11 protein-coding genes are annotated in these 13,088 nt (G+C 66.6%); 4 read left to right on the top strand and 7 right to left on the bottom strand.

Going from position 1 to position 13,088, the window contains the following annotated elements:
• Nucleotides 1-74 precede the first annotated feature (74 nt).
• Nucleotides 75-3,392 (bottom strand): DEAD/DEAH box helicase, encoded by a 3,318-nt coding sequence (locus R1L06_RS13925; protein ID WP_317217987.1) that lies wholly within the window; start codon nucleotides 3,390-3,392, stop codon nucleotides 75-77.
• Nucleotides 3,393-3,552: 160 nt separating this feature from the next.
• Here R1L06_RS13925 and R1L06_RS13920 point away from each other — a divergent pair, with 160 nt between their 5' ends.
• The 3 genes from R1L06_RS13920 to R1L06_RS13910 are packed head-to-tail and all read left to right on the top strand — an operon-like array spanning nucleotide 3,553 to nucleotide 5,554.
• Entirely contained in the window at nucleotides 3,553-4,284 is a 732-nt protein-coding gene (locus tag R1L06_RS13920; protein ID WP_012509993.1) for a CoA transferase subunit A, read from the top strand.
• Between the two features lies 1 nt (nucleotide 4,285).
• The gene (locus R1L06_RS13915) at nucleotides 4,286-4,918 is read left to right on the top strand and encodes a CoA transferase subunit B (protein ID WP_100437842.1); all 633 of its coding nucleotides are present in this window, start codon (nucleotides 4,286-4,288) and stop codon (nucleotides 4,916-4,918) included.
• 48 nt (nucleotides 4,919-4,966) lie between these two features.
• Entirely contained in the window at nucleotides 4,967-5,554 is a 588-nt protein-coding gene (locus R1L06_RS13910; RefSeq protein ID WP_201118141.1) for an alpha-ketoglutarate-dependent dioxygenase AlkB family protein, read from the top strand.
• 4 nt (nucleotides 5,555-5,558) lie between these two features.
• Here R1L06_RS13910 and R1L06_RS13905 read toward each other — a convergent pair whose 3' ends face one another.
• Genes R1L06_RS13905 through R1L06_RS13890 form a run of 4 tightly spaced genes read right to left on the bottom strand, consistent with a single transcriptional unit; the run spans nucleotide 5,559 to nucleotide 9,077 of the window.
• Nucleotides 5,559-6,200: an ABC-type transport auxiliary lipoprotein family protein gene (locus R1L06_RS13905; RefSeq protein ID WP_049424921.1), complete on the bottom strand. Its 642-nt coding sequence runs from the start codon at nucleotides 6,198-6,200 to the stop codon at nucleotides 5,559-5,561.
• Nucleotides 6,197-7,123 carry an MlaD family protein gene (locus R1L06_RS13900; protein WP_014035909.1) on the bottom strand — a complete coding sequence of 309 codons (927 nt, stop codon included), beginning with the start codon at nucleotides 7,121-7,123 and terminating at the stop codon, nucleotides 6,197-6,199. The genes R1L06_RS13905 and R1L06_RS13900 overlap by 4 nt, the downstream gene beginning before the upstream one ends.
• 3 nt (nucleotides 7,124-7,126) lie before the next feature.
• The gene (locus R1L06_RS13895) at nucleotides 7,127-7,954 is read right to left on the bottom strand and encodes an ABC transporter ATP-binding protein (protein ID WP_317217986.1); all 828 of its coding nucleotides are present in this window, start codon (nucleotides 7,952-7,954) and stop codon (nucleotides 7,127-7,129) included.
• A gap of 1 nt (nucleotide 7,955) precedes the next feature.
• A complete protein-coding gene (locus R1L06_RS13890; RefSeq protein WP_317217985.1) occupies nucleotides 7,956-9,077 on the bottom strand; it encodes an ABC transporter permease in 1,122 nt (373 codons plus the stop codon).
• Nucleotides 9,078-9,169: 92 nt separating this feature from the next.
• Between R1L06_RS13890 and R1L06_RS13885 the strand changes: the two genes are divergently transcribed.
• Complete coding sequence (locus tag R1L06_RS13885) at nucleotides 9,170-10,429, top strand: threonine/serine exporter family protein (RefSeq protein ID WP_049398420.1); 1,260 nt, start codon at nucleotides 9,170-9,172, stop codon at nucleotides 10,427-10,429.
• A 115-nt stretch (nucleotides 10,430-10,544) separates the two neighbouring features.
• Here the strand turns inward: R1L06_RS13885 and R1L06_RS13880 are convergent, their stop codons facing one another.
• Nucleotides 10,545-10,928 carry an H-NS histone family protein gene (locus R1L06_RS13880; RefSeq protein WP_317217984.1) on the bottom strand — a complete coding sequence of 128 codons (384 nt, stop codon included), beginning with the start codon at nucleotides 10,926-10,928 and terminating at the stop codon, nucleotides 10,545-10,547.
• Between the two features lie 222 nt (nucleotides 10,929-11,150).
• A complete protein-coding gene (locus R1L06_RS13875) occupies nucleotides 11,151-12,854 on the bottom strand; it encodes a proline--tRNA ligase (RefSeq protein WP_032128001.1) in 1,704 nt (567 codons plus the stop codon).
• Nucleotides 12,855-13,088: the final 234 nt, after the last annotated feature.

Below are 13,088 nucleotides of genomic sequence, written 5' to 3'. Positions count from 1 at the left end.
AGCCCTCAATTGTAGTCCCAGTCCCGTTTGGGAATCGTTTCCATCGGGGAACGCCACCTGACTGGCGCCACGGATCAGGCCTGCAGCGATCGTCGGCCTGGCCGGCGGGTGCGCTTGGCCGGCAGGCCCGGCAACGGCGCCAGCAGCGCCTGGACGTCTTCCTCACTGAAGCGTGGACCCGTGCTGCCGCCGCCTTCCAGAATCGATTCCGCCAGAAGGGCCTTGCGTTCCTGCAGCTCGGCAATCCGTTCTTCGATGCTGCCTGCGGCGATCAGCCGGTAGACGAACACCGGCTGCTGCTGGCCGATGCGGTGGGCGCGGTCACTGGCCTGGTTTTCGGCCGCCGGGTTCCACCAGGGATCGAAGTGGATGACGGTGTCTGCAGCAGTCAGGTTCAACCCGACGCCACCGGCCTTCAGGCTGATCAGGAACACGGGTACCTCGCCCTGCATGAAGCGCTGCACCGGTGTGGCCCGGTCCTGGGTATCGCCTGTCAGCGTCACATAGGCCAGCCCGAGCTCCTCCAGCGCCTGCGCGATCAGCGCCAGCATGCCGGTGAACTGCGAGAACACCAGGATCCGCCTGCCTTCCTCGACCATCGACGGCAGCATGTCGCGCAGCAGCTCCAGCTTGGCCGAGCCGGCATTGCGTGCAGGGGCGTCGCCCGGCAGCAGGCGCGGATCGCAGCAGACCTGGCGCAGCTTCAGCAAGGCATCCAGCACCACGATATGGCTGCGCGCCAGCCCGCTGCCGCTGATGGCTTCGCGCACCTGCTTTTCCATCGCGGCACGCACGGTTTCATAGAGATCACGCTGGCCACCCTCCATCTCCACCGCGCGGGTAATGAGGGTCTTGGGCGGAAGCTCTGACGCGACCTGATCCTTGCGCCGGCGCAGGATGAAGGGGCGCAGACGCTGCGCCAGCAACGTGGCGCGACGGTGATCGCTGCCGCGTTCGATCGGATGGCGCCAATGCTGGTTGAACTGTTTCTCGCTGCCGAGCAGGCCGGGCAGCAGGAAATCGAACTGCGTCCACAGTTCGCCCAGATGGTTTTCCAGCGGCGTACCGGTCAGGCACAGGCGATGGCGGGCCTGCAGCGTGCGCAGGGTGACCGCCGCACGCGATTTCGGATTCTTCACCTGCTGGGCCTCGTCGAGGATCAGCAGATGGTAGGCATGTGCCTGCAGCGCCTGCTCGTCGCGCCACAGCAGGGGATACGTGGTCAGTACAAGATCGTGCTCGGGGATCGCCTCGAACAGTGCTTCACGTGCCGGTCCGTGCAGGGTCAGTACGCGCAGGCCCGGGGTGAAGCGTGCCGCTTCGCTCTGCCAGTTGTGCAGCAGCGAGGTCGGCACCACCAGCAGCGCCGGCCGGTCCAGGCGGCCACTTTCCTTCTCGACCAGCAGATGCGCCAGTGTCTGCAGGGTCTTGCCCAGCCCCATGTCATCGGCCAGCACCCCGCCCAGCCCCTGCTGGCGCAGGTACTGCAGCCACGACAGGCCCTCCAGCTGGTAGGGACGCAGCGTTGCCACCAGCCCCGCTGGTGGCGGCACTTCGCCAAGTGCGGGTGCCTGCATCAGCCGCTGCACCAGCGCCTGGGTATCCTTGCGGCCCCGGAACTGCAGGCGCGCCGTGTTCTGCAGTGCCTGCAGGCGGCCACGGTCAAGCGCTGACAAGCGCAGCGGCGCGCCACGCTGGGCGAACAGGTCCGCCAACAGGGCCATGATCGGCTTCAGTCGCGCGGCCCGCAGTGCCAGGCGGGTGTTGTCGCCTGCCATCAACAGAACGTTCTCGTCGTCGCCGATGGCGTCCAGCTGGCCACGCATCCAGCGGGGATCGGACTGCAGTACCTGCTGCAGCAGCGGAACCATCGATACGTTGCGGCCTTCCACCTGGATGTCCAGACCCAGGTTGAACCAGCCCGCATCCGTCGGGTCCACCTGGATGTCCAGGTCGATCTCATCCACCCGGGTGATGCGATGGCGGAAGTCGTCGTCCGTCTCCACCTTCCAGCCCAAGGCTTCCAGGCGCGGCACGTCATCCAGCAGGAACCGTGTCCAGTCATGGGTGCGCAGCTGGAACTGCGGGCCAGCGCCGTCCAATGACGCCCGCGGGTCCGTGTCGCGATACAGTCCCACCGTGCGCAGCTCGGTCTCGCGCCGTGATTCCTCAGCCAGGTCACGGGGCAGCAGGGCGAGCTGGCCCTCCGGATCGAGTGCGAACAGGCTCGGATCATCCAGGAACCGCACGTGCTCGTCGTACTCGAAGGCCACGGTCGCGATATCGGCCCATTGCGACGGGTCGCGGCGGCCGAGCCACGCCGGCCGGAACTCAATCGTATGCAGGCGCAGCACGGGGATCATCGCGCTGATCTGCAGGGTGGGCAGTGTGTCGCTTGCACCGGGGCGCGGCAGGGCAGGGTCGATCTGTTGCAGCATCTGTGCGACCACCGCTTCTTCGTTGGGTAACAGATTGGGCAGGCTCAGGAAGGCGTCGGCGTCCTCGGCCCTGACATCCAGCAGCAGCGGACCGACCTCGCCGGTGACCGGGTCCAGATAGCACGCACTCCGGCCCAGGACCACGCGTCTGGCGCCGCCCTCCACGCTCAACGCGGGTTCCAGCAGCGTCGCGCCCTGCGTCATGCCAACGGTCCAGCCCAGTTCGCCGCGGCGTGGAGCTCCTGACCGGGCCGGCACGTCGCCGTGCGTACCGCAGGAGACCCAGCCATGGCCGCTGGAGACGATCAACTGCAGGGTGGCCGCGAAGTCGATCCATTCGTCCTTCGTCGCGGGCTGCCGCTGGGTGCGTAGCTGGATCATCACCGCCAGATCAGTCGGCGTGAGATAGGCCGGAGGATCCAGCAGCAGGTCCGCGGTGATATCCATCCACTTGCCCATGCTGATCGCACCATCGGTCCCGTACTTGACGCGCCGGACCAGCACGGCGGGGTGGTGGTTGTAGGTGGACAGTTCGAAGATGACACCGTTCCGGCGTGGCTGGGCCGGCCGGATCCGCGCGCTCTGCCAACGCGAAAGCTCCGCCAGCAGTTCAGGACGCGGCGGTTGCGCCAGGTCCTGTTCGGTCAGGGGACTCTCGTCGTCCATGGCAAGCGAATCCAGCATGTACGAGACCAGCACCGCCGCCACATGCTTGCAGGTGCGGCCGACGGGGCAGGAACAGGCACTCTGCAGGCGGCTGCGCGCGGTGCGCGTACTGGCCGTCAGATCGATCTCCACGTAGTAGGGATGCCTGGCCGAACCCTGTACCTCGGCCGTCAGCAGGCCATCGCGAAGTTGCCGGTTGCGCACGCCACCCAGGCACTGCTCGCTTTTCTGCAGTGTCCATTCGTCGATCCAGCGGAACAGGTCTTCGTCTGTGAAGGTCGGCGTCATCGTAGATCGAGGGGCGTAGGCGCTGAAGCACCCTTCTGCGTGGAATCGCCCATTCTACCCAATGCCCGCCTGGTGCTCCGTCAATGCTGCGGCGCATCCAGGCCCTTCGCCGCCCTCCAGCTAGAATGCGGTCATCCTCAACGTGCAGGGTAGTACAGCAATGCAGCAATCGACTTCCACCGGCAAGCGCGGCAAGCGCTTCGCCAGTGCGGCGGAGGCCCTGCAAGGGGTGGTCGCCGATGGCCAGACGCTGGCCGTGGGCGGCTTCGGCCTGTGTGGCATTCCCGAGGCGCTGATCGCCGCGCTGCGCGACAGTGGCGCCAAGGGCCTGACCGTGATCTCCAACAATGCCGGCGTCGATGGTTTCGGCCTGGGCCAGCTGCTGGAAACCCGCCAGATCAAGAAGATGATCTCGTCCTACGTGGGCGAGAACAAGGAATTCGAGCGCCAGTTCCTGGCCGGCGAGCTGGAGCTGGAATTCAATCCGCAGGGCACCCTGGCCGAGCGCCTGCGTGCCGGTGGCGCGGGCATCCCGGCGTTCTTCACTGCCACTGGCTACGGCACGGTGGTGGCCGAGGGCAAGGAAACCCGCGAGTTCGACGGCAAGCACTACGTGATGGAGACCGCGCTGCGTGCTGATGTCGCGCTGGTCAAGGCGTGGAAGGCCGACGAAGCGGGCAATCTGGTGTTCCGCAAGACCGCTCGCAACTTCAACCCGGCCTGCGCGATGGCCGGCAAGGTCTGCATCGTGGAAGTGGAAGAAGTGGTGCCGGTCGGCGCCATCGATCCGGACCAGGTGCACCTGCCGGGTATCTACGTGCACCGCATCGTGCACAACCCGCATCCAGAAAAGCGTATCGAACAGCGCACCATCCGCGCGGAGGGCAACTGACATGGCGTGGACCCGCGATGAGATGGCGGCACGCGCCGCCCGCGAACTGACCGATGGTGCCTACGTGAACCTGGGCATCGGCCTGCCGACCCTGGTTGCCAACCACATTCCCGAAGGCGTGGACGTGTGGCTGCAGTCGGAAAACGGCCTGCTCGGTATCGGCCCGTTCCCGACCGATGCCGAAGTCGATGCCGACCTGATCAACGCCGGCAAGCAGACCGTGACCGCACGTGCCGGTGCCAGCTACTTCGGCAGCCACGACAGCTTTGCGATGATCCGCGGCGGCCATGTCAACCTGGCCATCCTCGGCGCCATGCAGGTCACCGACAAGGGTGACCTGGCCAACTGGATGGTGCCCGGCAAGATGGTCAAGGGCATGGGCGGCGCGATGGATCTGGTGGCCGGCGTGCAGCGCGTGGTGGTGCTGATGGAGCACACCGCCAAGAACGGCGAGCACAAGATCCTGACCGAATGCACGCTGCCGCTGACCGGTGTGGGCGTGGTCGACCGCATCATCACCGATCTGGCCGTGTTCGACGTCACCGACAAGGGCCTGTTGCTGGTGGAAGCGGCGCCGGGCGTCAGCGATGACGAGTTGAAGGAAAAGACGGGCGTGGCGTTCGTTCGCGGTTGAAGGTCTGGGGCGGCCCGGCTCAGGGACGCCCCATTCTCAGGTAGCGCCATGCTTTTCCCTCACGACCTGCCCGATGCCGATGTCCAGCACTTGCCGGGCTGGCTGGCCGCGACCGATGCCGACCGGCTCCTGTCCGTGCTGCAGGCCGAAGTCCCCTGGGAAGTCCACCGCATCCGCATGTTCGGCAACTGGGTGGATTCGCCGCGGCTGAGCTGCTGGATCGGCGATCCGCAGGCGCGCTACCGCTATTCGGGGGCTGAATTCGTGCCGCACTTCTGGCCACCCGCGTTGCAGGCCATGCGTGATCGCCTGCAGGTGGAGGGCCTCGGCCGCTTCAACAGCGTGCTGCTGAACCGCTATCGCGGCGGCGGTGATTACATGGGCTGGCACAGCGATGACGAGCCGGAGCTGGGGCCGGCCCCGGTGATTGCTTCGCTGAGCCTGGGCGCGGCGCGGCGCTTCCTGCTACGCCGGCGCGATGACCCGGCGCGGAAGGCCGAGTATCTGCTCGGCCACGGCGATCTGCTGGTGATGGCCGGTCAGACCCAAAAGTTCTATCAGCACGCGCTGCCGAAGATGGCGCGGGTGCAGGGCGAGCGGATCAACCTGACGTTCCGCTGGATCACGCCGCGCTGATCGATCAGCGCGCGACGGTCGGCTGGTCGGCCTGCCCGCTGGTTAGCGTCCAGCCGACCACGTCCTGCGCCAGCTGCTGCAGGCCACGTTCGAAGGCGGCGGTGACGGCAGGAACATCGGTGCTGCCGACCGGCTGCGCCTGGCGGAAGGTGCGGTCGGCGACCACGCGCTGGTCGGCGACGTGGATCAGCTTGGCGTTGACCTCGATCACCACCGTCGGCGTGGCCTGTCCCTGGTAATCCGATTCGAAGCGGCGCACGTCGGTGGACAGCTTGTAATCGGCGCGGATGCCGGCGGTGCTGCGGGCCACGCCGCGGATGCGGCCGGAATCCTCGAAGCCGCGCAGCAGGGTGTCCTCGATCATGTCGGTGGCCGGCTGGGCCCAGCTGGCGCCCTTGTAGATCTCCAGCTGCGACGGCGTCGGCCGCACGTTGATGCGCGGACTGTCGACCATGCGCGCGGCGCTGGGTTTGGCCAGTACCAGCTGCCAGCTGGCCTGTGGCCACGCCGGGTCCGCCTTGACCTGCACGGACGGCGAGTACAGCGTCACTGCGGTTTTCTCGCTGCTGCCAAGGATGGAGCAGCCGCCCAGCAGGGTGACCATCGAAGCGGCCAGCAGCAGGCGCGGAAGGGTGGTCGGGCTCATTTGGGTTCGAACTCCTTCGGTGCGTCGCGGCCCAGCAGGTAGCGCGCGGGGTTGTTCTCGAGGCGGTCGCTGACCCGGCGCAGGTCGCGGATCAGGCCGCGCAGTTCGGTCAGCGTCGGGCCGAGCTGGCCGAGGCCATCGTTGGCGAAGCTGTTGATGGCAGCGCGGTTCTCGCCAAGGATCGAATCGGCGTTGCCTGCGGCCGAATCAAGCTTGGCCAGGGTGCCGTCGAGCTTGTCGATGATGCCCGGCAGCTGCTGCACCAGGTTCTTGTCCAGGCGCTCGATGGTGCCGTTGGTGGTCTTCAGCGTGGTGTCCAGGCTGCGGGCGGCGTCGCGCGCGCTGAGCAGCAGCGCCTGCGTGCCCTGGTCACGGTCGGCCAGACCACCGCTGATGGTTTCCAGGTTGGCCAGTGTCGCGTTGATCGAAGCCACGTTGCGGTCGCTGAGAATCTGGTCCATGCGCTCGACGATGCGGTTGGCGACGTCGGTGATGTTCTGCAGCGCCGACGGCGTGGTCGGGATGATCGGCGCCGGGTCCTTGTTGACCGTGGTCAGCGCCGGCGACTGCGGCGTGCCACCGCTGAGCTGGATGATCGACGGGCCGGTCAGGCTGGTGATCGCCAGCTTGGCGCGGGTATCGGTCTTGACCGGCGTGTTGGAGTTCAGGCGGATGCGCGCGACCACCTGGCGCGGGTCGTCCGGTACCAGGTTCAGTTCGGTGATCGAGCCCACCGCGATGCCGTTGTACTGCACCGGGCTGCCCACCGACAGCCCGGTCACCGCTTCGCGGAACACCACGCGGTATTCCTGCCAGGTGCGGTCGGAAGAGTACTTGGCGGCCCACAGGCCGAAGGCCAGCAGGGCCAGGCCGGTGATCAGGGTGAACGCGCCGATCAGCACGTAGTTGGCTTTGGTTTCCATGGCTCAGGCACTCTCGATCTGTTCGCCACGCGCGGCGCGCGCGCGGGGTCCGTGGAAGTATTCCTGGATCCACGGATGATCCAGTTTCTCGATGTCAGGCAAGGGCGCGTTGGCCACCACCCTGCGGTCGGCGATCACCGCGACCCGGTCGCAGATCGCGTACAGCGTGTCCAGGTCGTGGGTGATCAGGAACACGGTCAGCCCCAGCGCTTCCTGCAGGGTCTTGATCAGGCGGTCGAATGCAGCCGCACCGATCGGGTCGAGGCCGGCGGTCGGTTCGTCCAGGAACAGCAGCGGTGGGTCCAGCGCCAATGCACGGGCCAGGCCGGCGCGCTTGCGCATGCCACCGGACAACTGCGAGGGCAGCTTGTTGATCGCATCGGCGGGCAGGCCGGCCAGCTTCACTTTCAGCAGCGCCAGTTCGTAGTGCCAGCGCTCGGGCAATTCGCGGTGGTGTTCCTTCAAGGGCACCTGCACGTTCTCGCCCACGGTCAGCGAGGAGAACAGGGCGCCGTCCTGGAACAGCACGCCGGTGTTGCGTTCGATGTGCAGGCGGCTCTCGGCATCGTCGGCAAGCGCGTCGCGGCCGAGCACTTCGATCTGCCCGGCATCGGGCACGCGCAGGCCGAGGATCGAACGCATCAGCACCGATTTGCCGGTACCCGAACCACCCACCACGCCCAGGATCTCGCCGCGGCGCACGTCCAGGTCCAGGTGCTCATGCACGGTCTGGCTGCCGAAACGGTTGACCAGCCCGCGCACGCGGATGGCCAGCTCGTGGCCGTTGTCGTCCTGCATGGGAACTTCTTCGGGCGTCGGATGCGTGCTCATGTCACCAGTCCATGTGCATGAACCACAACGCCGCGAAGGCGTCGATGATGATCACCAGCGAGATGGTCTGCACCACGCTGGAGGTGGTGCGTTCGCCGACCGACTGCGCCGTGCCTTCGACCTTCAGTCCTTCCAGACAGCCGATCAGGCCGATCACCAGCGCGAACACCGGCGCCTTCGACAGGCCTACCAGCATGTGCCGCACTTCCATCGTCTCGTGCATGCGCGCGATGTACATCTGCGGCGGAATATCCAGGTCGAACGCACCCACCGTGATGCCGCCGGCCAGACCGGCGACCATGGCGATGAAGGTCAGCAGGGGCAGGGTGACCAGCAGGGCCAGCAGCCGTGGCAGCACCAGCAGGTCGATCGGGTCCAGGCCCAGAGTGCGCATCGCATCGATTTCCTCGCGCGCCTTCATCGCACCGATCTGCGCGGTGAAGGCGCTGGCGGTGCGGCCGGCCAGCACGATCGCGGTCAGCAGTACCGCAAATTCGCGCAGGAAGGCGATGTTGACCAGTTCGACCACATAGATCTCGGCGCCGAAGTCGCGCAGGATGGTCGAGCCGAGGAAGGCGATCACCGCGCCAACCAGGTAGGACAGCAGTGCCACCAGCGGTACCGCATCCAGCCCGACCTGCTCCATCTGATGCACGGTGGCGGTCAGGCGGAAACGGCGGGGTTCCTTGACCAGGCGCGCGGCCTTGACCAGGTTCTCGCCGAGGAAACTGCACAGCGCCTTGATGTTGTGGCCGGTGGCATGGACGCTGACACCCAGCCGTTCCAGTGCAGCCAGCACGCCGAAGTCGCGCTTGGGCTTGGGCCGGTCGTCGGCCACTTCCTCGATGGTGCACACCAGCGCCTGGTGGTCCGGGCGGAACTTCAGTGCGTCCTCGCCGAGGTCGGCACGGTGGGCTACGCGCAGCACCTGCAGCACGCCGGCCGAATCCATCTTCTCGATGGCGGTGGCATCGATGCCGGTCAACGTCTCGGGAACGCCGCGCAGCACTTCGGCCGCGGCCAGCGCGGTCTTCAAGGTCCAGGTGCCGGACAGGCGGATCACGCCCGGGTCATGGGCATCCTGTTCGAGCTGGGGGGCGTGGTTCGGGGTCACTTGGGCCATTCGGGTCGCAGCATAACCGTTCTGTATTGGGCATCGCGTCGAACTCGGATGAATTTCTCCGGTAAGGCCCAGCCTAGGTAATACTACGGCGCATGTCCGCAGACGCTCACACGATCCCCACGCCCCAGGCCACCTACGCGCAGCGCGTGGCCTTCGTTTCCGAGATCGCCGGACGCCTGCACAGCTACGGCACAACGGCCCAGCGTCTGGAAACGGCAGTGGTGGCACTGGCCCGCCAGCTCGATCTGGATTGTGAACCGTGGTCGAATCCCACCGGTATCATCCTCAGCTTCAGCGACCCTGCGCAGGCGATCGGCTCCAGTGACATCACCCGCGTGATCCGCCTGGCCCCCGGCGAGAACGACCTGCACAAGCTCAGCGTGGCCGACCATATCGCCGAGGAAGTGGCCAACGGGCGGATGAGCATCGCCCAGGGCCACACCGCGTTGCGCCAGCTGGACAAGGATCCGGGCCGGCGCGGCAAGCTGCGCACCATCCTCTCGTTCACCCTCGGCGCGGCCGGTGTGGCCGGAATGTGGAAGCTGCCGTGGCTGGACATCGCGACTGCAGGTGTCATCGGCCTGATGATCGGCTTGCTCGGCATGGTCACCGACCGTCGCCCGGCCACCCGCGAAGCCGCCGAGGCACTGGCCGCGCTGCTGGCCGGCCTGGTCGCCACCCTGGTCGCGTCCTTCATCGGCGCGCTCAACCTCAACACGGTGATCATCGCCTCGCTGGTGGTGCTGCTGCCCGGCATGTCGCTGACCAATGCGGTCAATGAACTGGCCAGCCAGCACTGGGTGTCGGGTACCGCGCGCTTTGCCGGTGCGCTGACCACCATCATGAAGCTCAGCGTCGGCGCGATGATCGCGGTGACCCTGGCCGACGTGCTCGGGCTCGATCCGGTGATCCGCGCCACGCGGCCGCAGGGGCCGTGGGTGGAGTGGGGCTCACTGCTGACCGCAGCGTTTGCCTTCGCGATGCTGTTCAAGGCCAACCGCCGCGATTATCCGTGGGTGATCGCGGCCTCGGTCGCTGGTTATGCGATCTCCAAGTTCGGTGGCCACGCCTGGGGCGCGCCGGCTGGCATCTTCCTGTCGGCGATGCTGCTGACCGCCGGTGGCAATCTGTTCGGCCGCCTCGTCGGCCGCCCGGGCGCAATCATCCGCCTGCCCGGCATCATCATGATGGTGCCCGGCAGCACCAGCCTGCGCGGCGTGCTGACCCTGGTTCAGCAGCAGGACGTGGGCGCCGGCCAGAGCGTGTTCCTCACCGTGCTCAACGTGGTGATGGCGCTGGTCGCTGGCCTGCTGTTCGGCAACCTGCTGATGCCGGCCCGCAAAACCCTGTAATCGCCCTCTGGGCTGCTTCCTGTGGGTGTGGACCGTTGGTCCACACCCCTTTCCTTTCCGGGGAATGAAAAACGCCGGCTTTCGCCGGCGTTTTTCATTGCATCCCGATCCGGCCTCAGGCCTTCTTTATCAGGAAATCTTCCGGCTTCTTGCTGCCCTTGGCGGTCAGCTCGGCCATCCAGCGCGGCTGCTTGCCACGGCCGGTCCAGGTTTCCTTCGGATTGGCCGGGTTGCGGTACTTCGGCGCAACCTTGCCCAGCTTGCGGCCAGCGGTCTTCGACGGTGCCCTGGCAACCTTGGCCACCTTGCGCGCGCGCGGGGCCGGGGCGTCGCCGAACAGTTCCTCGATGGTGTAACCCTCGGTCTTGGCCAGCTTGGTCAGCTGTGCCCGGACCTTGGTGATCGGCCGGCGCTTGGCGACGATGGTCTGCTGTTTCTTGGCGGTGCGGATCAGGGCGCCCAGCTCGCGTGCCGACAGGCCGGTCAGGTCAATGCTCATTTACGGTTACTCCGGAAACTAATAAGTGGACGGGACGAGCCAGTCCCTGGCGTCGCGGGACAGAATAAAGATGAATTAATCGCAGCACAAATGCAGACCGGTCATGGCCTGGCAGCATCCCGGCTGCATTGCGTCGATTTTGACCGGATTATGTCCGCTGCAATATTGCTCAAATGGGCGTCAGGCAAAAAAAGACCGGGGCATGCCCCGGTCTTTTCCTGATCAACCCTGCAGGCGCTGCAGCAGGGTGGCCTTGTCCAGGCTTTCCGCTTCGCTGGCACGACGCGAGCGGTACTCGTAGGTGCCGGCGGCCAGACCACGTTCGCTGACCACCACGCGGTGCGGGATGCCGATCAGTTCCATGTCGGCGAACATTGCGCCCGGGCGCAGGCCACGGTCGTCGAGTGCCGCGTCCAGGCCCGCATCGCGCAGCTCCTGCAGCAGGTTGGCCGCGGCGTCGGCCACGGCGGCGTCGCCCTTCGGATTGATCACGCACACCACCACCTGCCACGGCGCCATCGCGTCCGGCCAGATGATGCCGGCATCGTCATGGTTCTGTTCGATCGCGGCAGCCACCACGCGCGAGATACCGATGCCATAGCAGCCCATCGCCATCACCGCCGCCTTGCCGTTCTCGTCCAGAACGGTGGCATCCAGCGCTTCGGCGTACTTGCGGCCGAGCTGGAACACGTGGCCGACTTCGATGCCACGGGCGATCTTCAGTTCACCACCGTCCAGCGCGCGGTCACCGGCACGCACGTTGCGGATGTCGGCCACTTCCGGTTCCGGCAGGTCGCGGCCCCAGTTGACGCCAGCCAGGTGGAAACCGGCTTCGTTGGCGCCGACGACGAAGTCGGACATCGCCGCCACTTCGCGATCGGCCACCACGCGGATGGCCTTGGCCGGGGCGACCGGGCCGAGGAAGCCCGGCACGCTGCCCAGGTGCTCGGCGATTTCCGCCTCACTGGCGAAGCGCTGTTCGTCCAGGCCGGCAACCTTGGCCAGCTTGATCTCGTTGACCTCATGGTCGCCGCGTACCAGCAGCAGCACGAACTGCTGTGCCTTGCCTTCGCCGGCGATCAGCGCCACCGATTTCACCGTGCGCTGCAGGTCGATGCCGAGCAGCGCCGCGACATCCTCGCAGGTCTTCTGGGTGGGGGTATCGACCTTGCGCATGGCTTCGCTGGCGGCCGCACGCGGTGCCGGATCGGCAGCGATCGCCGCTTCCATGTTGGCCGCGTAGTCCGAACCGGTGGAGAACACCAGCGCGTCTTCGCCGGAATCGGCGATGACGTGGAATTCCTGCGAGGCATCACCGCCGATCGCGCCGGAGTCGGCCTGCACCATGCGGAAATCCAGGCCGAGGCGGGTGAAGATACGGCTGTAGGCCGACTTCATGTTCTCGTACTCGCGCACCAGGCACTCATCGTGCAGGTGGAACGAATAGGCGTCCTTCATCAGGAACTCGCGCGAACGCATCACGCCGAAGCGCGGACGGATCTCGTCGCGGAACTTGGTCTGCACCTGGTAGAAGTTCACCGGCAGCTGCTTGTAGCTGGACAGCTCGCTGCGCGCGAAGTCGCAGGCGGCTTCTTCGGCGGTCGGGCTGTAGCAGAACACCTGGTCCTTGCGGTCCTTGATCTTCAGCAGCTGTGGGCCGAACTTCTGCCAGCGCCCGGTCTGCTCCCACAGTTCCTTCGGCTGGATGGTCGGGATCTGGAATTCCACGGCACCGGCGCGGTCCATTTCCTCGCGCACGATGCGCTCGACCTTGCGCAGCACGCGCAGGCCCAGCGGCGACCAGGTGTACAGGCCCGATGCCAGCTTGCGGATCATGCCCGCGCGCAGCATCAGCCGGTGGCTGGTCAGCTCGGCGTCGCTGGGGGTTTCCTTGGTGGTGTGCAGGTGGAACTGGGAGAGGCGCATCGTCGGCTTCGGATAACGGCAGAGACGCCTATTCTGCCAGCCCGGCCGGGGGGAGGGGTATCGGCAGGGCTGCGCCCTGCACCCGCCTCAAGCAACGTCAACTGCAACTGCAACAGCGGGCTTCCCGTGGGATGGCGGGGTGGGTCCGGTTGCGGGGGACGCCGTAAATACGTCCCTGTGGCTCGGTCGCGCCATCCATGGCGCTCACGCCCCCGCAACCGGACCCACCCCGCC

The sequence above is a fragment of the Stenotrophomonas mexicanensis genome (assembly GCF_032911605.1).
Taxonomy (GTDB): Bacteria; Pseudomonadota; Gammaproteobacteria; order Xanthomonadales; family Xanthomonadaceae; genus Stenotrophomonas; species Stenotrophomonas maltophilia_A.
Note: the sequence above shows the minus strand (reverse complement) of the source record. Positions and strands in the feature narration are given on the sequence as shown.

Bases quoted from the DNA above. Each gene is read 5' to 3' on its own strand.
- R1L06_RS13925 (WP_317217987.1), bottom strand. From the start codon at position 3,392: ATGACGCCGACCTTCACAGACGAAGACCTGTTCCGCTGGATCGACGAA.
- R1L06_RS13920 (WP_012509993.1), top strand. From the start codon at position 3,553: ATGCAGCAATCGACTTCCACCGGCAAGCGCGGCAAGCGCTTCGCCAGT.
- R1L06_RS13915 (WP_100437842.1), top strand. From the start codon at position 4,286: ATGGCGTGGACCCGCGATGAGATGGCGGCACGCGCCGCCCGCGAACTG.
- R1L06_RS13910 (WP_201118141.1), top strand. From the start codon at position 4,967: ATGCTTTTCCCTCACGACCTGCCCGATGCCGATGTCCAGCACTTGCCG.
- R1L06_RS13905 (WP_049424921.1), bottom strand. From the start codon at position 6,200: ATGAGCCCGACCACCCTTCCGCGCCTGCTGCTGGCCGCTTCGATGGTC.
- R1L06_RS13900 (WP_014035909.1), bottom strand. From the start codon at position 7,123: ATGGAAACCAAAGCCAACTACGTGCTGATCGGCGCGTTCACCCTGATC.
- R1L06_RS13895 (WP_317217986.1), bottom strand. From the start codon at position 7,954: ATGAGCACGCATCCGACGCCCGAAGAAGTTCCCATGCAGGACGACAAC.
- R1L06_RS13890 (WP_317217985.1), bottom strand. From the start codon at position 9,077: ATGGCCCAAGTGACCCCGAACCACGCCCCCCAGCTCGAACAGGATGCC.
- R1L06_RS13885 (WP_049398420.1), top strand. From the start codon at position 9,170: ATGTCCGCAGACGCTCACACGATCCCCACGCCCCAGGCCACCTACGCG.
- R1L06_RS13880 (WP_317217984.1), bottom strand. From the start codon at position 10,928: ATGAGCATTGACCTGACCGGCCTGTCGGCACGCGAGCTGGGCGCCCTG.
- R1L06_RS13875 (WP_032128001.1), bottom strand. From the start codon at position 12,854: ATGCGCCTCTCCCAGTTCCACCTGCACACCACCAAGGAAACCCCCAGC.